The following is a 22,295-nucleotide window of genomic DNA, read 5'->3' as shown; positions in this document are numbered from 1 at the left end:
ATAATTTTAAAGTTGGAAATTAAAACCTAAATTAAACTGCCTCGTTGCCAATCCTCCTGTTTCAGGATCTCCATAATATTTCCATTCTTTAGAAGCCGACCATGTAGCCACATTTTGCATAGAAGCATAAATTTTGATACTTTTAATATGCACTCGGTCTAAAAGATCTCTAGGAAGTGTATAAGCTAACGAAATATTATCTAGACGAATAAAGCTACGATCATATAATCTTCCTGGTGCAACTGGCGTTCCTGCTGGCCCTTTAGCGTCAAGACGTGCCCACTCGTTAGTTGGATTATCTAGTGTCCAATACGGATTTACATAAGGATTAAAGTTGAATTTATACAAACTAGAATCATTGAAAGTATTCATATAATTAGAATCAAGTGACTTACCTCCAATGTTAGAATACATACTGATACCCAAATCCCAATTTTTATAAATTTTAAAATCATTGCGAAGCGACCACTGTACCGGAGAATTTGAATTTCCTAAAAACTGCTTGTCTTTTTCATTGTAAACTGCTTTTTTATAAGGATTTCCGTCTGCATCTACGGCATCAACATCATCTGCCGTATAGCTGTTAGCTACTTTTGGATCTCCAGGACGCTGTCCATATTTCTGAGCTTCTTTCCATTCGTCTTTCTGCCAAATTCCAGTTATTCTATAATCCCAGATTTGAGTAATAGGTCTTCCTATAAACCATCCATTTGCTGAATCATCTCCTTCTTTTTTTCCGATAACATTACCATTTGTATCCTTAATATCTACCATGTTGCCATACAATGACACAATTTTATTTTCGTTATAAGAGATTCCAAATGTAGTACGCCATTCAAAATTTGGCCTTTTCATATTAAGTGTATTAAGGCTCAACTCAATACCCTGATTTTGAACTTCGCCAAGGTTTGTGGCAATTGATGAAAATCCAGTAAAACCAGGCAGCGATTGGCTCATAATCATATCGTGAGTAGATGCCCTATAAAGGTCTAAAGTGGCTGTAATACGGTCACGTAAGAAACCTAAGTCAACACCAATATTTGTAGAGGTAGTTTTTTCCCATTCTAAATTTGGATTTGCCATACGATCAAGTGCTAAATATTTTATTTCAAGAGCTTTTCCTGAGGCATCTAAATACCCCATTGTACCTGTATTAACTAAATTTGCCAAAGAAATGTACGGATCTGCAAGAGTTCTATTTCCATTTTTACCCCAAGACAAACGTAATTTACCTGTACTCATCGCTTCCCAGTTAAACCATTTTTCATTTTTAAAGTTCCATGCCACTCCAAAAGAAGGGAAAACGGCATAAGGATTTGAAGCTCCAAAAGCCGAATATCCATCACGACGTACAGTCGCTGTCAGCATATAACGATTATCAAACGAATAGAAAAGTCTAGCCATCAATGCATCTGCCGTTTCGTGTGTATCGTTTGATCTAAGTGCGCTATTCGCCATTGTTGCCGTATTCACAAGGTGAAAACCTAAAGCATCTGAAGGCTGGATATTATAAGCATCCATTCCATCTGACCAAAAACGACGTTCTTCAGCTTCCTGAACAAAAGTGGCAATGATATGATGTTTTTGAGCAATCTTATAATCCCATGTTAAAGTGTTATTCAAGTTATAATCAAATCTTGTTGAATTATTTCTGTTTACCCCTGTAGTAGCCGCAGGCCAGTTTGGGTTCTGTGTAGATCTGAAATAACGATCGTGAAAGAATTGATAACGAGGTGCAATATTAAATGCATAAGTAATCCCTAAAGGTAAAGTTACCTTCGCATTAAAAATCGTATTCAATGTGGTATAACCCGTTTCTTTATCAATAAATTGACGCTCGTAGTAATAATTATAATTCTGTCCTGAGACATTTTTCCCCATTGGTTGTCTCTCGTAGTTACCATTTGCGTCTATGAATGTTCCAAACGGACTGGTTCTCATCATATTATTAAACCCGGAACGTGTATCCAAAGAAGGAGTAACATCTCCATCTGATCGATCCTGAAAATTGACATTTACTCCAAGATCAAGCCAATCTGTTACTTTAGCATCCACTTTCATGTTGGAACGAGCGGCTTTATAATCGTTTCCAACAATGGCTCCTTCTGAAGTTAAATAACCAAAAGAGATATAATAATTTACTCTATCGCCTGCTCCTGAAATACTCAAATTATTATCAAGATTAATTCCTGTTCTGAAAGAGCTATTACTCCAATCGTGTGTTTTATCTGCTAAAAAGTTAGCCATCAATGAAGGGTCAAAATTCAGTCCCAAACGTGCTCCCCACACTTCTTTAGCACTTTTCCCTACTGTTTGTGCAGCAGGCTGATAAGCGAGCCACTGCGCTTCGGTAATTCCCCACTTAGACAAATCATTTGGATTTGAAAAATATCCAGGTCTGCCATTTGCTACTGTTCCTGCAATAAATGCTTCGTACTGGCCAGTTGCCGTATTAACACCATAGGTTTGAGCAGTTTCCCAATCTTCGCGATATTTTAAGTAACCTTCTGGAGAATATACACCTCGATAAGCACTCTTATTACTAATGGTTGTATTCGTAGTAAAACTAACCATAGGTTTGCCCGTTTTACCTTTTTTGGTCGAAATAAGAATAACCCCAGCTGCCGCTCTTGAACCATATACTGATGCTGCCGAAGCATCTTTTAAAATATCAAGTTGTGCAATATCATCAGGATTGATTTCTGATAGCTCACCATAAAATTGCATTCCGTCTAAAATAATAAGCGGTGCATTATGAGGACCTCCCGTTTTTTCATTATCGTTATTATTTCTCGCTGTGTACACCGAAGTCTGCCCACGAATCTGTATACTTCCACCGCCTTTTGCAGATGGATCATAACCTACTCTCACACCAGGAGTACCTCTTAAGATATCCTGAACAGTCTGCGGATTTTGGTTTACTAATTTATCTGGAGAAACTTGGACAATAGCTCCCGTTAAATCCTTCTTCTTCATTTTACCGTAACCTACAACAACGACTTCCTCTAACGAAGCTGTAGCTCTTTGCATCTTTACATTAACAGTAGTTTTGCCTTTTATGGCAACTTCGGTATTGGTATAACCTAAAAAAGAGAATACTAATACTGCATTTTCGTTTTCTACTTTTAAAATAAACTTTCCATCAAAATCTGTTAAGGCAGCATTTTTACTACCTTTTTCTAAAATGGTTACACCTGGGAGCGGCATACCATTTTCATCATTGACCTGCCCGCTTATACTCTTTTGCTGTTGTACATTTTGCGGTGCTGTCGTACCCTTAGAACTAATCGCATATCCTTTTACTTGAGATAAAGAAAACAAAACAAAGAAAATTATCAGTTTTGCTTTCAAACTAAATCCAGATACGCCATTAGGACTTTTAATCCTAATAAAATTTGTCATTTTGCTTGGTAATTTGGTTAATTAAATAGTTAGTTTTTGAAAATTACGTTTGGAATAGATTATGTTAAATCCAACCATAATTCGGGATGCAAATTTGACTAATAATGATTTTTAGAAGGAGAAATAAAATACGTTTTTGGGGATAAAATAGTATCGAGAATAAATTTTACTACGTATTTATCATAAAAAAATTACATTATTTAAAAAATAACCGTTTAAAAATGTGTTTTATACAATTATAACTACTTATACGAAACTTAAAAGCAACTTTTTAAAAAAGATGTATTTCGAAATTACTTTCAATCATTTAATGCATAACCAAAATCAATATTTCCATTCAAAATGATTAGATATAAAAAAAGCGCCACTTCTTGACGAAGTGGCGCTTTTTTCAAAACTCAAATTTACTTTTAGTTTATTTTATTCTTTCATTTTTAATAACTGAAATCACACAGCAAGCTACTTGATATAAATCGTATCATTGAGATTTTCAGCATTTATAAATGCAGCAATGTACTGATGTACTTCACTTCTTCTATCTTGAGCTGTTTCAAAAGTATTAAGATGAAACTCATCATCTTGATCAAGAATATGTATGATTTCTGTATAGCCTTTCGAGATAAGACTTCCTTTTAATTTGATGACTGTGAGTTGTTGGCGGGGATCCAAATCTTTTCTCACTTTTAATTGTATAGCTTTTTCCATATTTAAAAGATTTGTCTGCTTGATGTCATGTATTACAAAACCAAATTTAAATATTTTATACTTTCTTCAATTTCCAAAATAGTTAAAATTAATACCTTGTTCTTTAGATTTAGCAACCTTCTATTTTCAGCATCATTCCCCATTTAAAAATTAAAGTATTAATACACAATATGTTAATTAAATTGTTTTTCTACTAAAATTTTAATGCTAATTTATTTTTAACATTATTATATTCCTCCACTTCCGTTTTTACAAACATAAACAACTATATATCAGTTAATTAAACTTAATTCACAGACATAATATGCTTTATAGGTAATTTATTAAATAAAAAAGAAGCCGAAACAACTAGTTTCGGCTTCTTTTTCATTATTCTATTATTTTTATTACTTTCCGCTAGAAGCAGTAATATTACCTAATTTAAGTCTAAAATCTGGTCTTCTTGCATTGTAAACATCAACAAAAGTTTCTTGATTCTCAGTATGAGAATAAACATTTGCAAAAATGCTGTTTCCGTACCAATTTTCTAAATCTGTATTATCTTTATTGTTTTCTGTAAAGATGTTACCATTACATTGATTGAAAAACATTTCTTCAAATTTAATTTTCTTAAGATTAGCTGAATTGATTTCAGTTTTGCTGTCTATCAATACAGCTGGATTAAATCCAGAAATTACGCTTCTTTTTAATTCTAAAGAAGCATTCTCAGCAACATAAACAGCTTCTTTTACTAAACCAGATTGGATATCCGCTTTAATTTTTTCGCTATCATTTAGCAATGTAACATTTGATGCAGTAACCGTTGTGAACTTTTTAGTAAAATCAGTTTCATTTTTCTTTTCATATCCTTTTACTTCCAAACATCTAGATCCATCTTTATTACTTGATAAATAAGAAGATCTAACTGCTAAAGAATTGTATAAACGAGCTTGAACACCTTGCGTAAATTTAAAATCATCGTTGATTGATTTGTATGACACTAATTGAGATGCATTCACATCACCACCATAAAAAGCAAATGAATCACCACCAGAGTAGCTCACCATAATATTTTCTATAACCGTTTTGTTACCAACTCCTGCAACAGTTAATCCATTAAAACTATCTAGACCTTTAACTTTTTTACCTGCAAATTCGATTCTCACAAATTTTAAAACTCCAGAATTACTCGCTTCGTTGTTTCCACCATAAACAGTAAGAGCTGGGTCAAGATCTAAGTTATAAGAACCTACACTTCCAAATTTGTTGATTGGAGCATCGCCAAGAACAACTACACCTCCCCAATCACCAGCTTTTTTCATGCTTTTGTTAGAAGTAAAGATAATAGGATCAGTTTCCTGACCTATAGCCATGATTTGAGCTCCTTTTGTAATTACCAAAGTACCTTTAGTTTCAGCATCTCCAATAATTACAGTACCTGGTTCAATTGTAAGAACAGCATTATTAGTAACATATACATTTCCTTGAAGAACATATACATTTCTTTTCAGCAATTTTGTATTCTCCGCAATGTTTCCAGCTAAAATTTGATTTGCTTCCTTAGATTCAACTTTATGAGGTTTAAACTCTGTCCAGTTATCCAACCAGTTGTTGTATCCAATAATTCCTTTTTCCTGTTGTGCGTTTACGCCGGCTGCTGTCAGCAATAAACAAACCAATAAAGTAATTTTTTTCATAATCTTGGGGCTTTTGTGGTATTATTAAAACTTATTTTGGCACGTTGAGCGATAAAAATCCATTTTTAGGTTTTAAAACTCAGAACTTAACCTGGATAAATTTTGTTTCATCAGCAATTGAAATTAAAATATTGTTCGCAATTCCAAATGTGCCTTTCAACAAATTTAAGTAAATAAATGCAATAAATACCAGTCTTTACGCATATTTAACAATTGTTAACCCCAAAATAACATTGTAAAATTTCTAAAATATCTTCAAAAAATCTTCAGTATAACAACAAGTTTACAAAAGAAAAAAGCAAAACTAAAACCGCAAAATAACACACAAACAGCTAGCAAACAACAACTTAATACCAAACCCCATTCCACTCCTATAAAAAATTGATTTATGTTTTTACAGTTTGTACCTTTGCATTTATGAATGATAATTTTATAAATGAGTATTTCGGCATAGGTATACAAAATGGAAAAACACCAGAAAACTTAGGTGTTTTATGGAGATCTGCTCAAAATTTAGGTGCTACTTTTATATTTACTATAGGCAATCGATATGCTAAACAAGCTTGCGATACACATGACGCCGTAAAAGCAATTCCGTATTTTCATTATGATACTTTTGAAGCATTTTTTGAAAATTTACCAAAAGGAGCACGATTGGTTGGTGTCGAACTAACTGATAAAGCGGTAGATTTAGAAACATTCGAACATCCTAGACGCTGTGTTTATCTACTCGGAGCAGAAGATCATGGTTTGTCCAAAAAATCGATGGAAAAATGCCATCATTTAGTAAAATTCAAATCAGAAAAAAGTTTAAATGTAGCCGTAGCAGGAACTATCATTATGTATGATAGAAATCTTCCTAAACCACGTTCTTAAAAGTTCGTTTTAGTCGTTACTAACAGATCCAATTATTTTTTATAATTGCGGTTACTGCTCCTGAACTATATTCTGGAGTACTTACTAAAATGACTGTTCTATCTCCAAACAAATCATAAGACAAACCTTGCGGACCTATTCCGGTTTTTGAGAAACTATATTTTTGAACATTTAGATCATTCCACTTTTCATCTAGTAAACTCAATGGTTTTGCTGCTGACTCAACATTCCATTGAACGTCGCTTATCATGATTTTTTTTGCATTCTTAAGATAATCTAATCCTCTAGAATAATCTGATGGAAGATCGCTAGGTATCAAATAATCTATATCATTTGATTTGTATCCGACTTTTGCCAGCTTTTCGCTGATGATATCCTCAAGTTCTACAAATGGCTTATTGATGAGATTTTGAAAAAAACTAAGTTCTTTTTTATCACGTTTAATTTGACGCATTTCTGCATGACACATTTGGTCAATCAAAACAATACCTTTTGGATGTTCTATCAAATAACTTGATACAGGAAGCCAGACTTTACATTTTACTGGTTTTGCTATTCCCGTATAGGAAAATGCATGAAAGTTATCATTTTCACTGGCAGGAAGAATTCGATTAACTCTTACCTGTCCGTTTTGCAAATTATGAACCTTAATTTCCATAATCAAACCGTATTTATTATTGGATAATTATTTAATTCTAAAGATAAAAAAACGAATTTTACAATGCTTATAATTCAAAGAAAAAATCCTTTTTAAATGATACTAAAAGATAGGAAGCAAAACTTAATTTACTCCCTATCGAAACTAAAAAATTCAAATTATTATTGTACGTAATCTTAATTGTAACCTGGATTTTGCTGGAGATTACTATTGGTATCTCTTACAGATTGAGGAATTGGCAAAATACTTCTGAAATCACCATTTGGCGTATGAGTAAACCATGATTTTTTAGTAAATACTCCAAATCGTATTAAATCTTGTTTTCTATGTGCTTCTCCAATAAATTCCCAAGCAAGTTCATCTAAGAAACCTCCATACTGAATATCAGCACCGCCTTCTAATTTAGTAATAACACCAGAATCATAAGTTCCATATTTATATACACTTCCTCCACTAAGTTTTGCTCCAGTAACAGTAGCTTTAGCAGGATTTGTATTTTTAAAATCTCTTTGTCTGATTTGAGAAACAATAGCAGCTGCTCCATCAGCATCTCCATTTCTTAACAAACATTCTGCTTTAATCATCAAAGCATCAGTATATCTGTAGAAAGGCACATCATTACTGGTTTGTCCTATATCTCCGGTACCAATTTCATATTTAACTAATCTGTAGCCTTCGTTAGGTTCACAGCCGTTTACGTTTGTCATGAAATTGATATACTCAAATTGTTTACCATCTACCATTATCGGCTCTCCTTTGCTTGTATATTGTTTACCTCCTAACCAACAATCTTTTAATCTTTGATCATCTGGATCGTACGTATCAATAAATTGAGGAATTCCTCCAGTTCCATTCCAAGGGCCACCGCTCATTTCAAATGTAGCCTGACTTGGTGCTGCTAATGATTTAAAAGGCCAGTAACTTCCTCCTGTTTTTACCTGATCAAAAGGAATTGATAATATTTCTTCTGGAGAACCTTCATTTTTAATTTTAAAATTATCAGCGTAATTAGTTGCCAGACTAAATTTTCCACTGGCTATAATTTCATTAACCTCTGCTAAAGCTTCATTATATTTAGGAGTACCAATATAAACTTGTGCATTTAAATACAATTTAGCCAAAGTCATCTTAACTGCCCACTTTGTAACTTTTCCATAAGTTTCCGTATTATTCTCTTCACTTAAAAATGGCAGTGCAGTTTTCAATTCGCTTTCAACAAAATCATATACTTCTTTTCCTGTATTCTGAACTGGCAGATAGCCTGGAGGATTTATAAAAGAAGTTACAATAGGAACATTTCTAAAATTATCTAGCAGTAAATAGTAATAAATTGCTCTTAATGCTTTTAGTTCCTGAATTACTTTATCTTTATTTGCAATACCTTCAATCTGTTCTATCTGATATATTGCCCTATTCACACTATTTACACCTGTATACATATAACTCCAGTTACCTTCTGCATGAGGAAGCGTAGAGCCCCAAGTATGGAGGTGCATGGTGATATAATAATCTCCCCAGCCAATTCCATTTCGCTGTGGCGTTACTAAACAGTCAGACGATTCTTCATACAAATCATGCAAACCATCCCAGTTCCAAAAAATTCCTCTAAATGAAGTATAAGCTGGCGCAATAATACTCGTCAAATCTTCTTCAGTAAGCGTTGTCCCTTCAGCAGTTATTTTGTCATAAACTGTCTCGTCCAAATTGGTACAGCCAGTTCCCAAAAGAAGCAAGCCAGAAATAAGGATTTTATATACTATATTTTGATTTTTCATCTTTAATTCTTTTTAAAAAGTTACGTTTAAACCTAAAGTAAAACCTCTTGTTGTTGGATATTTGTCTCTATTGTCTATTCCTTGTGACAAAACATTATCTCTTGCAATCTCAGGATCCAAACCTTTATATTTTGTAATTACAGCCAAATTATTTGCTGAAGCATAAACACGCATTGCACTGATAAACTTATATGGCTTGACATCGAAATTGTAAGTCAGTGTAACGTTATCAAGTTTTGCATAATCTCCTTGTTCTAGATAATAACTAACGTATGTTTGATTATAATTTAAAACCGCTTTATCGTAAACTTTATCAAATGCGGAACTCAACATGTTATAATTGATCGTAGGATTTTCGTAAAACATACGCTGAGAATTTAATATCTGAAAATCAAAAGCTCCAGTCATTACAATACTTAAATCAAATTTTTTGTAGGTAAAGGTATTCGTCCAACCAGCAACATAATTTGGTATTCCATTACCCAAATACTGTTTGTTAGCATCATTGTATAAATCTGGTGTCAAAGTTTTTCTAGTTCCATCCGCCGTTTCGATAATCCATTTTCCATCAGTAGTAATGTCGACAGATTTTAATCCCCAATAATTCCCAATAGATTGGCCAACTTCTAATCTATGTGTTGTAAAAGAGATTGGATCTCCAGTATCTCCAGTATTAATAAAGTTTCTATCAATACTATATAAATCATTTGAAAGACTTGTTAACTTATTTTTATTGTGTGAAAAAGTCATAGAAGAATTCCACATAAAATTTTCGGTCTTAACCGGAATTGTATTAAGGAGAATCTCAAAACCTTTGTTTTCCATTTTTCCAACATTTGCAGTAATGCTAGAATATAAATACGGAGGTGTCGGAACAGCATAATCCCACAACATATCGCTTGTTTTTTTACTGTAAACATCAAAGCTTCCGCTGATTCTGTTATTGAAGAATCCAAAATCAACACCAACATTCACCTCTGCTGTTTTTTCCCAGCGTAAATCTGGATTAGGGTTACTTGCAGGAACTAATCCTTTTACCCATTTACCGTCATTAAAGAAATACCCATCATAATTATACAAAGTCTGAGACAAATAAGATTCGCCAGGAATTACCCCCGTAACACCATAACCTGCTCTTATTTTTAAATTATTAATAGCTGAAACATTGTTAAGAAAAGACTCTTTATTAATGCTCCATCCTGCTGAAGCTGCAGGGAAATTACCCCATTTATGATTTTCTCCAAACTTAGAAGAACCCTCTCTTCTGATACTAAACAAAAGATCATATTTATTATTAAAATTGTAATTCGCTCTTCCGAAGAAACCTATCAATTTATCATCATTTTTGTAACTTGCCATAGATGCTTTTCCGTCAGACAATGCATTACCTGCCCCTAAATTATTATATGAAAAAGCATCCGTCGGGAAATCAAAGTTAGAAGCTGAGAAACCTTCATTCACAGTGTATTGATAACTGTAACCTCCCAATAACGTAAATTCGTGTTTATCTAATTTTTTATTGTACTTAGAGGTAAGTTCAACATAATCTCTATCAGTTTGGCCAGTACTTCTTGAAGCAACTCCATTTCTTCCATTAATCGTATTTGAATAGTGTTTTTTGGTTTCAGAATAACCATCTAATCCAGTATTTTTATTTTTGGCAAGCAACGCACTTACATCCCATCCTGGTAATAAATCCAAAGTTATGTTAGCAGTAAACCTCTGCCAAGTACTTTGTCTGTCCTGTTTTGTCTCGTTTAAGATTGCAACTGGATTATAATATTGAAATCTATTGGTTTCTGCATATGTTCCATCAGGTTTGTAAACTGGAGCAGTAGGATTTCTAATCATGGCTTGTCTATAGGCATAACCTGCTGTACCTGGAGAAATTCCCATCTTTTGTGTTCCGTTCAATAAGTTCAAATTAATTTTTAATTTGTCATTGAACATCGTATGATTAACATCAAATGAAAATCTATACTCTTTGTTAAACGTACCATTAAAAACTCCTGTTTGATCTACATAATTTAAATTCGCTACATAGTTAGTTTTTGCAGTTCCTCCTTTAAGGTCTAAGTTATGATTTTGAGCAAAACTGCTTCTTGAAATTTCACCTAACCAATCTGTAGTAGCGCCTTCATCTGTAAAAGGCATTTTAGTTCCCTGCGCCAGTAAACTTCTTAATCCTGCGGCATCTAAGAAATTAGCTTTCTTTGCAAAATTTGCCACCGTTGTAAAAGCAGAATACGTCATGGTTGGCTGTATCTCTTTATTGACAGTCTTTGTTGTAATTAAAATCACACCATTAGCCCCCCTTGTTCCATAAATAGCTGCAGCCGATGCATCTTTCAAAACCTCTATAGAGGCAATTTCATTTGGAGAAACAGTATCAATTCCACCAGGTACTCCGTTGATTAAAACCAAAGGAGCCGATCCCCCTTTTAAAGAAGATACCCCGCGCAATGATATATTGGGCGCCGCAGAAGGATCTCCAGAACCATTACTTATGGTTAAACCTGCAACTTTTCCTTTTATAAGATCCGAAGCATCTCTGATTGCTCCTCTTGTAAAATCTTTTTCTTTAATACTGGCAATAGCACTTGTAACTCTCGATTTCTTTTGAGTACCGTATCCAACTACAACAACATCGGCTAATTGCTCCGTATTTTCGATTAGCACTACATCTACTTTATTACCTGAAACTGTAACTTCCTGAGATGCAAATCCGACATAGGAAACAACCAACTTAGAATTTGGTTTTTGAAGTGTCATCTGGAAATTACCATCAAAATCTGACAATACACCATTATTAGATGTATTTTTTTCCATAATTGAAACTCCTGAAATCGGAACTCCATGAATGTCTTTTATGGAACCTTGAATCTTTGTTTGTGCAACGGAAGTAAAAAATATTAAGAGAAAAAAAAGGGTAAATCCCAACTTTTTCTTTAACAGTTTATTTCCAAAATTTTGCAATACTGAATGGTTAGTAAAATTCATAGCTTTTTTGGTTTTTTGGTTTTTGTTTGGTTAAAAAAAATACTTGTTTAATGCACAAAATACTTTATTGTGTATTTTAAACACTTGTAAAGTTAAATGATAACCAAACTCAAGAAAGCCAACAATTTATCCGAAAGCTATATTATATTATCCTCTTATTGTATTTTTACAGCAAAAACTGATTAAAAAAAATGGTATTCAAAAAAAATATGTTAATTCTGCACAATAAAAAGCATCTATTTTTAAAATTCATTAAAAAAACATCAGTATTAAACACTCAAAATAATCAATTAATAAGATTCATTCAAAAAATCGAAAAATCGACAAAAATCGAAAGCCCGTCACAATTAATTAGACTAATTTGTGACGGGCTTTTGGGTATTGTAATACCTACTCTACTTTTCTAACCAGCTGCGTAGTACTTTCCTTTGATCATCAGTACTTGACTGCAAAATCTGAAAAGAAAATTTTCTGTTTTTGGAAACTGGATCTAAATCCTCTTTCAATTCTAAATCTGCATATTTTAAATAATTATTATAATCAATTGGTTTTGTAGTATAAACATATTCGAAAACATTCTTTAACGAACATCCTGCCATCTTTTCGCAGGATTCTTGAAATTCAGCATCGGTAAAACCACGCTGCATTTTTTTATAATATTCCCAATATAAAAAACGCATCACATCATCTAATGATTTTTGATTTTGTGTTGCTTTACGAATAGCAAAATCTAAAACAAGACCAACAGCTGGCCCTTTCTCATAATAAGAAATAGACTTATCTACATTTTCTCCCTGTTTGCCAAAAGGCCCATCGCTCCAAGTTTCAAAACTTGCTTGCGTTAAAGATTGGAATGCTCTTCCTGGAGAATTCTCAAAAGCATTAATCCCACTTTCTAAATTTTGAAACAAAGTCTGCTCATTTACAAGTCCAGCTCTCTTTACAATTAGATATTCATAATAAACCGATAAGCCTTCGCTTACCCACAATAAATTTGTTTTGCTTCCTTTATCATAATCAAAAGGCCCCAATTCAAAAGGTCTGATTCTTTTAACATTGTAATGATGAAAATATTCATGAGCCAAAAAACTCATCATTCTGTTCATTGCCTCCGGTTTATCCAAATCAGAACCATCAAAACTAACCGTTGTATTATTAAGATGTTCGATGCCTCCTTGCCTCGGCCCAATTCCAATAAACGTATATTGTTTATACGGTATATCCCCAATAATGGCTACAGCCGATTCGACAACCTTTTTCAAATTGTCTATAAATTTTACTTTATCAAAATCCCCAATTTTATAACCTATAAAACGGTGTTCGATTCCGTTAACTTTAAAAGAAGGCAATTCTTCCAAATCTCCAATTAAAAGTGGACAATCGTATAAAACATCAAAATCAGGAGCTATAAATTCATTTGTTTTTCCAGCAATCGGTTCTAAGCCTGTTGCAATTTTAAAACCTTTTTTTATTCCTTCAATTTTTACAGAAACTGGCGTATTAAGATGTTCATTAATATAGACGAATAAACTATTCGGAATTATATAAGCATGTGAAGCATCCAGATAACTATTGGCTACAAACTGTTTATCGGCTTTTACATCATAACTTAAAGTAAACGGTTTATTCTTTGACGTCTTAATCTGCCAGCTGTTTTCGTTCAGCTTTTTTACAGCTAAATTTTTATTATCAACCTTAGCTGTAAAATTTTCTACCATTTTACTGTAATTCATTAACTGATAATAACCTGGCATCCAATTCGGCATTTTAAAATCAATTGTTTCCTCCTGCCAGCCACTGCAATATAATTCCACATGAAAATAATGATTTTCAGTATTAGGCATTGAAACCACATACTGCAAAACTGGAGATTTCGTTTGTGAAACTGCAGATGGAGCAATTCCTAGAAAAACGAAAGATAAAATTAGAAAAACAAATAAGTTTCCTTTTCTGTTTTGTGCTGATAAATAGTTCATATGATTATTTATATTTTATACATTTTTGTTTTTTTTGCCACAGATCGGAGGATTAAAAAGAATTACTATTTTTCTAAATTATTTTTAAATATCCCTGTACTTCTATTAGAGTAATTTTTATTTTTTTGCACACAACGTTTTGCAGAAACAATTCGTGAATTCGTGGCTAAAAAAACATTTTCCAGTTCTAAGCTTTGTCTTTACTCACGAAATAATAATAAATCGGAATTCCTAAAAGCACAATTGCCAATCCCGGTATCGAAGAATTGTATTTATAAATTAAAAGCATAATGCAAATAGTCAGAGCCGCAATAATATAAATAAAAGGCAGAATCGGATAACCAATTGCTTTGTACGGACGTTCTAAATCCGGTTTCGTTTTACGAAGTCTAAAAATTCCAGCAATGGTTAAAATGTAAAATATTAAAACGACGAATATTACATATTCCAAAAGTTCATTGTATTTGCCGCTTAAACAAAGTGCCGATGCCCAAATACATTGAATCCATAATGCTTTTTCCGGTACACCGTTTTTATTTAATTGCCCTAATTGTTTAAAAAACAATCCGTCTTTAGCCATTGTATGATACACACGAGCTCCAGAAAGTATTAATCCGTTATTACATCCGAAAGTCGAAATCATCAATAATATGGCAATGATATAAGTTCCTGAATTTCCAAAAATATGCTGCGATGCTACCACACCTACACGATCGTTTTCAGCATAGGCAATTTCATTTATAGAAAGAACCGATAAATACATCATATTGGTGGCAATATAAATGATGGTTACAATCAAAGTTCCCAAGAAAAGACTTCTTCCGATATTTTTAGAAGGATTTTTTATTTCGCCGGCAATAAAAGTGACATTATTCCAGGAATCACTGCTGAACAAACTTCCGACAAGACTTGCCGCTAAAGCTCCCATAACTGCAAATCCTGAGTAAGGAACCAACGTATTTCCTTCTAATTTTTGAATAGAAAAACCTGTGCTCCAGTTTGCTTTCCAAATATCAGCTTTTGCTGCAAGAGTAAAACCAAAAATGATAAGTCCGAACAGTGCAATTAGTTTTACCAGCGTAAAAATAGTCTGGATCATTTTTCCTTCTTTTACGCCTCTCGTATTTACATAAGTAAGGAAAACAACTAAAATTATAGAAGTCAATTGTGCCGCCGATATTTGTAAAAAACTAAAATCTATTATAATATTTTTTTCGCTCAGGGAAGGAAAAACATAAGCCGCAAATTTGCTAAAAGCAACCCCAACCGCAGCGATAGAACCAGTTTGTATCACTGCAAAAAAACTCCAGCCGTACAAAAAACCGGTAAGTGAATTGAAAGCTTCTTTTAAATATACATATTGTCCTCCAGCCTTCGGAAACATACTGCTCAATTCTCCATAACTTAACGCCGCAGCAATAGTTAGAAAACCCGTGAATAACCAGATCAACAATAAAGCACCTGCTGATCCTACATTACGAACTATATCTGCACTAACAATGAAGATTCCTGATCCAATCATAGAACCCGCAACGATCATGGTAGCATCTAATAATCCTAATGATCTTTTGAAATTATTTTTTTCTGTTGTTGATTCCATATTTCCTTGTTGTTTTGTTTTTTTGTTTTTGAATGAAAATCTGTTTTAGAAGCTGCACTTATCCAAACCTTTCTACTTCAAAAGCATCAATATCGATACTTGTAGCTTCCCTATTCACTATTTCTGAAACCAATTTTCCTGTCCCTGGCCCAAGACTTAATCCCATCATAGAATGTCCAGTTGCAACCACCACATTATTGTATTTTTTTATTCTTCCGATATACGGAAGTCCATCCGCAGAACATGGTCGGTAACCATACCAAATATCTTCTTCTGATGGTTTTTGAATATCAAATTCTGGCAAGAAATCTTTAACTGCATTTAATATTCCGTTGATACGATGATATTGTGGTTTTTCAGTTGTAGGCACTACTTCCATTGTACCTCCAAATCTAATTTTATTGCCGTCCATAGGTGCTATGGCAACTCTTCCCTCTGCTAGAATAATGGGATGATTTACTTTATAATTCGAATTTTCTAATGTGATGGAATAACCTCTTCCCGGCATCAGTGATACTTTAGCATTTACTAAGGCCGCGATTTCTCTCGTCCAAGCTCCTGTTGCAATCACTACATCATCTGCTTCATAAGATTGCTTATCGGTTATTACTTTTTTAACAACATTATTTTCTTTTTCAAATGAAACCACAGTTTCTCCCGATTGAAACTGAACACCATTTGCTACTAAATGCTCCTTTAAAACTTTCATCAATTTATTTGGATAAACATGTGCATCACAATTAAACTGAACCGCTCCTATTGAATTAATTTTCGTTTGAGGTTCTAATGCCTGCAGCGCTTCATAATCCAGTAAGTTTACATCTAAACCTAATTCTCTTCCTTTAGAAACAGTATGTTCTGCGTGTTTCGCAACGGCTTCGGTTTGAAAAACTTCCAGCATTCCTTTGTGTTCATAAGCAAATTCAAAGCCTGGGATTTTTTTCCATTCTAAAAACTCATTCTGACTCAATAAGGATATGTCTCGAAGCGGAATAGCCGATTTGGCAACATTTGTTTCGGTAGCACTTTTAACAAAGTTAATTCCCCAGTCCAGCAATGCTTTATTAAAAGAAGGCTTTACATAAAAGGGACTTTTAGAATTAAACATCCATTTGAATCCCTGCCAGACAATTCCAGGTGCTGCTAATGGTATAAAGTGACTCGGACAGACATATCCTAAATTGCCATAAGAGCAATTGTTTTCAAAATTATCTTTGTCTATTACGGTAACTTTACAACCACTTTGTTGTAAATAAAATGCCGAACTTAATCCTATAATTCCTCCGCCTATTACTACTACCTGTTTCATAAATGTGCTTGTATCTTAATTAAAATTTGTAAAATTTCCAGTTGGTTTTAAAATCTCTTTGCAAGGATTGATTAGTCAATAATGCTCTCAACAATTCGATTGGCATCGCATTTTCTCTCAAAATAGCATCATGATATTGCTGATATGTCATTTTCCCGCTTGTGACCAATTCTTCTTTTAAGGCAGTAAACTGCAACCCGCCCAGCATATAAGCGATTTGGTATAACGGACTATAACCGCCTACAAATGATCTTCGTACTTCGCCTTCAGCATTGGCATGTTCATGTCCTACTCGATCGACTAAAAAATCAATACATTGCTGCGGACTCCATTTTCCTAAATGATAGTTTAACGAAAAAATAATTCGCGCACAGCGATGCATTCTCCAAAACAGCATGCCGATTTTATCTTGCGGTGTTTGAGGAAATTTCAAATCCCATAACAGTATTTCCCAGTACAATGAATTTCCTTCAACCCAAAACGGAGTATCAAAATGACGATACGCTTTGTATCGATCTTTCATAAATTGCTGTAAATGATGTCCCGCAATTAATTCGTGATGAATAGTCGCTCTGGAAAAATTTGGATTATTGCCACGCATGCTCATCATCTTTTCACTATACGTCATAGTGCTTGTTGGATACGAAATAATAAGAGATTCTCCGCCTAGAAAAAAGGGATTTATTTTTTGTGCTTCGGGCGACATCATGTACATACGCCAGCTTTCTTCAGCAATTGGAGGTATCGTCAAAAGATTATTTTGTTTTAAAAAATCTACCGACTGATTGTATAAATTCAGCATTGCCTGCGGTTGATCTCCAGGTGCCACAAAAGAATTTTTAACTTTCTCCTGAGCGGCTTTCCAATTGTCTCCAAAGCCCATTTCGCGAGAGGCTTTTAATAATTCGGCATCACACAAGGCAAATTCTTTATTGGCAATAGCCACCAATTCTTCAGGAGAATACGGTATAAACTCCGTTTGCAGCTGGCGAATTAATTCTTCTCTGCCAATTGGATTTCCAACAATACCGCTTCCATCTTCTTTTTGAGTACTGGCATCTTTTCTTTTTGACTTTAAAAGCAAAGCATATTCTCCTAAAGCAACATCAACTTCGCTGTAAGTTTTGGGAACCCACCAGGAAAATAAGGGATCGTAACTATTATAAAAGTCAAAATAATTCTTCAAAATTTCATGTAATCCTTTTGCATGCAAAACAGCAAATTCTGAAGAAGTTTTATCTAAACCTTCAATTTTTTCAACTTTTTTAATTTGTTCTTTGATCGCTTTGCGTAAATCTTCCAGTTCTTTTGCAACTAGTTCTCCATTTACTTTGATTCCTCTTCTACGTGGTTTTTCCAGAGCATAAATTTTTTCATCAAAAGGGAAATAGGCTCTTATCTTATCGTATACTTTTTGTTGCTGTAGTAGTTCGTATTCTTCACTGTTTAAATTTCTATTAAATAAAATATAATCCACTTTGCCATTTATGTTCATGGTATCGAAATTTAATCCTTCAAGTGTTTTTTTATAATCAGAAATTAATTTTAAACGACGGTTTCTTCGTTCTGGAGTATTGTAATTGTTTTCATTATACTGAACACCAAAAGTATCGGCATTACTGTTGGTGGCATAAAACCGCATAATACTTCCTTTATCGGCTTCATAATGCACCATTGTATTATTGACTTCGCTGGTTTGCAAATACAAATCAAAATCCTGCCCAAAAAGAGATACTGGACTTACAACAATCAAAATCAATAATCTCGGTAAAAAACTGGTTTTATTTTTTATTATTTTAAGCATTTGTGGTTTTTTGGTTTAATTAAAATAATTTCCGTTTATTATTGATTCAATTCATCATTATTTCGGCTTGGAGGATCAACTCCTAATAAATGTTTTACAAAAAAATCACGTTTTCTCTGTCTTCCGTAAGGCCCACCATCACTATGCCCAACACCTGGCAGAGGCAGAAACTCAAAAGTTTTTCCTGCTTTTATTAAGGCATCGGCAACACGATAAGTAGATTCTGGCGGTACATTTTCATCGGCTTCTCCAATGACTAACAATAAATTTCCTGTAAGTTTACTGGCATTGGTCACATTAGATTGTTCTTTATAATGCTCTCCAATCGGATATCCCATCCATTGCTCATTCCACCATTGTTTATCCACTCGATTGTCGTGGCAACCGCAGGCGGCAACTCCTGCTTTGTAGAATTCCGGATGAAATAATAAACCGCCTAAAGCATTTTGCCCTCCGGCAGAAGTACCATATAATCCCACTCTTGAATCGTCTACATAAGGATATTTTTTAGCCAAAGCTTTAATCCATAAAATTCGATCTTCAAAACCGGCATCTTTTAAATTCTTCCAGCAGACATCATGAAAAGCTTTTGATCTATTGGCAGTTCCCATTCCGTCAATTTGTACGACTATAAATCCTAACTGCGCCAGACTCTGCATCTCGGTTGTGTAGCGATCCATAAAATTTTTAGGCACAAAAGCATCCTGCGGGCCTGCATAAATACTTTCAATTACAGGATATTTTTTATTAGGATCAAAATCTGCAGGACGGCATATTATTCCCCAAATATCCGTCACACCGTCTCTCCCTTTTGCATGAAAAGGTTCTGGCAAAGACATTCCTGTAGCGAGATAAGCTGTGGCATCTGATTTTTCAAGATCCATTATTTTTTTTCCATCAGAAGTACGATGAAGTTCAATAATCGTAGCCACGTTCGGTTCTGAGTAAGAATCGATATAATATTGTTTATTTTTCGAAAAAGAAACCAGATGATTTCCTTTTGAAGGAGTAAGATTAATAAGTTTCTTTCCATCAAAACCTATTCGGTAATGATGAATATAGTAAGGATCTTCGTTTGAATTGATGCCGCTTGCCGAAAACCAGATTTCTCTTTTCTTTTCGTCAATGCTGTCTACACTTCGAACAACCCATTCTCCTTTAGTAATTTGCTTTTTTTCTTTACCTGTTATCGCATCAATTAAATACAAATGTCTCCAACCGTCTTTTTCAGAAGACATTACAATTTCATTGCTTTCTTTACCATAATGTGTAAACAATCTGGATTCGTAAATAAAAGTATTGGTCTTTTCATCGACTACAGAACGGGTTTCGGCAGTTTGAGTATTTACTTCTATAATTCTAAATCTTTGATGGCCTCGTTCTACTTTTTCGAACGTAAAATAATTAGCATTATCTTTTCTCCAATGCAATTCCGGCGCATCAAAAAAGTCAATTATTGGAGTGTTTACTTTTGTTGTTTTTTGATTTTCGATATGAAACAAATACATTTCATAAGTTGTGAAAGGATCTCCCGGTTGTTTATAAGGCTGGGAGTGTAATTCGCCTCGAGTAGTATTGGCAACAGACGTTAAAACATAATGAACGGGCAAATCGGTAAAGGGAGTAATTTGATAACCAACAATGTATTTGCTGTCTGGTGACCACGCTAAAGCTCCATACGGTTTTTCTTTTGTGCCGTCTTTTGTGAATTGAATTTCATTTCCTCCAGCGATTGGCTTTATAAATACATTACAATCTTTTATAAAAGCCACCCATTTTTTATTGGGAGAAATACTGTCCGTCTTAAAGGAATTCCATCTTTGCCATTGCCTATTTAAACTAGGATATTTTGTTTTGTCTTTAGACAGGGAATTTATTTTTTGAATGCTATAATCGGAGAGCTTTACCTGATAGTAGTTTTTATCATATTTTAAAGCTATAGAACTTGTTTTGGCATCATAATTTAAACTATCAATAACCAGACTTTTTTGAGGAGTTTTAATTAATATAACTGAACTTAGGGCATTTCTTAATTTTGGTTCGTCAAATAAAATATTTTTAGTTCCTTTTTCGGCATCAACCAAAATGTATTCAATGATGCTGTCTTTTAAAACATTGGAATACCAAAAAGATTTTCCGTCGCTTTGCCATTGTGCTTTTATACTGGTCTTGAAAACAGTATTTTTAACTGCTTTATCCAATAACAAAGCTTTTTTATATCGTTCTAAAATCTCGGTTTTGGACGGCTGATAGGGTATCATTTCTTTATGCTGCGAATATAAATTACAGTTCAGAAATGATACGAAGAAGGCAAAAAGGAGTAAATTCTTTTTCATAGTTATTCAAATACAAGGAGACTTCCCTATTTAATTATAGAAACAAAAATAAGTTTGCCAATAGAACTTTAAACTGCCAAAAAGCAGGTTTTAAAGTCCTATTCACGATACTGAAAATAAGCTGTAAAAACTTAAAAATAAAGAACGGTTAATTCAGGAATATTGAATTACAAAACCTGAAATCCGTGTGCGTAAGGATCATCTTCCTCATCAATAATTATGGTATTGTAACCATACACTTTTGCCCATCCTTGTATGCTGGGAACAATGGCTTTAATATCGCCAATTGCAGTTTCTTCTTCTATTCTACCAACGAACTTACTTCCGATATAACTTTCGTGTATAAATTCGTCTCCTTTTTTAAGCAATCCTTTTGCATGTAATTGCGCCATTCTTGCTGATGTACCTGTACCGCATGGTGAACGGTCTATCGCTTTGTCTCCGTAAAAAACAGCATTTCTACCTGATGAAGTCGGATCTAAAGGTGTTCCTGTCCATAACATATGACTCACATCTCTAATCGTTTCATTTTCAGGATGAATAAATAGATTTGGATATTTTTCGTTAATTCGTGATCGCACTACCTGACTGTATTGTACAATTTTACTTGCGGTAAAATCCTGAATTCCAGAAAAGTTTTGCTGCGGATCTACAATGGCATAATAATTTCCGCCATAGGCAACATCAAAAGTCAACTCGCCTAATTCTGGGCATTCTACAGTTAAATTTTCGGCTGCCAAATATGATTTAACATTCGTCAATTTAACCCATTCCACTTTTTTACCAACTTGCTTGTATTCAATTTTTACTAAGCCGGCAGGAGCTTCCATATTTATTTTTCCTGGAATTTTCGGACTGATTAATCCTTCTTCAATTGCAATGGTAATCGTACCTATTGTACCGTGTCCACACATTGGCAGACAACCTGAAGTTTCGATAAATAAAATACCAAAATCGTTATCAGGATTCGTTGGCGGAAATAAAATACTGCCGCTCATCATATCATGTCCGCGAGGTTCAAACATCAATCCTTTACGAATCCAATCGTATTGGCTTAAGAAATGTTGTCTTTTCTCGCTCATGTTGGCACCAATTAGATTTGGCCCACCACCAGCAACTACTCTAACCGGATTACCGCAAGTATGTGCATCTACACAAAAAAAAGTTTTTCTAGCCAT

At 33.9% G+C, this 22,295-nt stretch carries 13 protein-coding genes; 1 reads left to right on the top strand and 12 read right to left on the bottom strand.

Going from position 1 to position 22,295, the window contains the following annotated elements:
• Positions 1-6 precede the first annotated feature (6 nt).
• The 3 genes from GSY47_RS09715 to GSY47_RS09705 form a co-directional block, all read right to left on the bottom strand.
• On the bottom strand, positions 7-3,402 hold the full coding sequence (locus GSY47_RS09715) for a SusC/RagA family TonB-linked outer membrane protein (RefSeq protein ID WP_179006096.1): 3,396 nt from the start codon (positions 3,400-3,402) through the stop codon (positions 7-9).
• A gap of 459 nt (positions 3,403-3,861) precedes the next feature.
• Entirely contained in the window at positions 3,862-4,107 is a 246-nt protein-coding gene (locus tag GSY47_RS09710; RefSeq protein ID WP_179006086.1) for a hypothetical protein, read from the bottom strand.
• A gap of 386 nt (positions 4,108-4,493) precedes the next feature.
• A complete protein-coding gene (locus tag GSY47_RS09705; protein WP_179006084.1) occupies positions 4,494-5,783 on the bottom strand; it encodes a hypothetical protein in 1,290 nt (429 codons plus the stop codon).
• A gap of 417 nt (positions 5,784-6,200) precedes the next feature.
• Here GSY47_RS09705 and GSY47_RS09700 point away from each other — a divergent pair, with 417 nt between their 5' ends.
• Positions 6,201-6,659 (top strand): RNA methyltransferase, encoded by a 459-nt coding sequence (locus GSY47_RS09700; RefSeq protein WP_179006082.1) that lies wholly within the window; start codon positions 6,201-6,203, stop codon positions 6,657-6,659.
• Between the two features lie 19 nt (positions 6,660-6,678).
• Here GSY47_RS09700 and GSY47_RS09695 read toward each other — a convergent pair whose 3' ends face one another.
• The 9 genes from GSY47_RS09695 to GSY47_RS09655 all read right to left on the bottom strand — a co-directional run bounded on the left by GSY47_RS09695 (position 6,679) and on the right by GSY47_RS09655 (position 22,295).
• Positions 6,679-7,317 carry an MBL fold metallo-hydrolase gene (locus GSY47_RS09695; RefSeq protein WP_179006080.1) on the bottom strand — a complete coding sequence of 213 codons (639 nt, stop codon included), beginning with the start codon at positions 7,315-7,317 and terminating at the stop codon, positions 6,679-6,681.
• A gap of 176 nt (positions 7,318-7,493) precedes the next feature.
• A complete protein-coding gene (locus tag GSY47_RS09690) occupies positions 7,494-9,092 on the bottom strand; it encodes a RagB/SusD family nutrient uptake outer membrane protein (protein WP_179006078.1) in 1,599 nt (532 codons plus the stop codon).
• A 12-nt stretch (positions 9,093-9,104) separates the two neighbouring features.
• Complete coding sequence (locus GSY47_RS09685) at positions 9,105-12,092, bottom strand: SusC/RagA family TonB-linked outer membrane protein (RefSeq protein ID WP_179006068.1); 2,988 nt, start codon at positions 12,090-12,092, stop codon at positions 9,105-9,107.
• Positions 12,093-12,487: 395 nt separating this feature from the next.
• Positions 12,488-14,068, bottom strand: coding sequence for a M61 family metallopeptidase (locus tag GSY47_RS09680; protein ID WP_179006046.1), 1,581 nt, complete (start codon positions 14,066-14,068; stop codon positions 12,488-12,490).
• Positions 14,069-14,255: 187 nt separating this feature from the next.
• Positions 14,256-15,668, bottom strand: coding sequence for an APC family permease (locus tag GSY47_RS09675; RefSeq protein WP_179006044.1), 1,413 nt, complete (start codon positions 15,666-15,668; stop codon positions 14,256-14,258).
• 58 nt (positions 15,669-15,726) lie between these two features.
• A complete protein-coding gene (locus GSY47_RS09670; protein ID WP_179006042.1) occupies positions 15,727-16,977 on the bottom strand; it encodes an NAD(P)/FAD-dependent oxidoreductase in 1,251 nt (416 codons plus the stop codon).
• Between the two features lie 19 nt (positions 16,978-16,996).
• Positions 16,997-18,781, bottom strand: a complete 1,785-nt coding sequence (locus GSY47_RS09665) for a DUF885 family protein (protein WP_219071246.1) — start codon at positions 18,779-18,781, stop codon at positions 16,997-16,999.
• A gap of 38 nt (positions 18,782-18,819) precedes the next feature.
• Positions 18,820-21,117: a S9 family peptidase gene (locus GSY47_RS09660; RefSeq protein WP_179006038.1), complete on the bottom strand. Its 2,298-nt coding sequence runs from the start codon at positions 21,115-21,117 to the stop codon at positions 18,820-18,822.
• Between the two features lie 167 nt (positions 21,118-21,284).
• Positions 21,285-22,295 carry a 4-hydroxyproline epimerase gene (locus GSY47_RS09655; protein ID WP_179006036.1) on the bottom strand — a complete coding sequence of 337 codons (1,011 nt, stop codon included), beginning with the start codon at positions 22,293-22,295 and terminating at the stop codon, positions 21,285-21,287.

The organism is Flavobacterium quisquiliarum (assembly GCF_019308285.1).
Lineage (GTDB): Bacteria > Bacteroidota > Bacteroidia > Flavobacteriales > Flavobacteriaceae > Flavobacterium > Flavobacterium quisquiliarum.
This window is presented reverse-complemented; position numbering and strand designations above follow the sequence as displayed.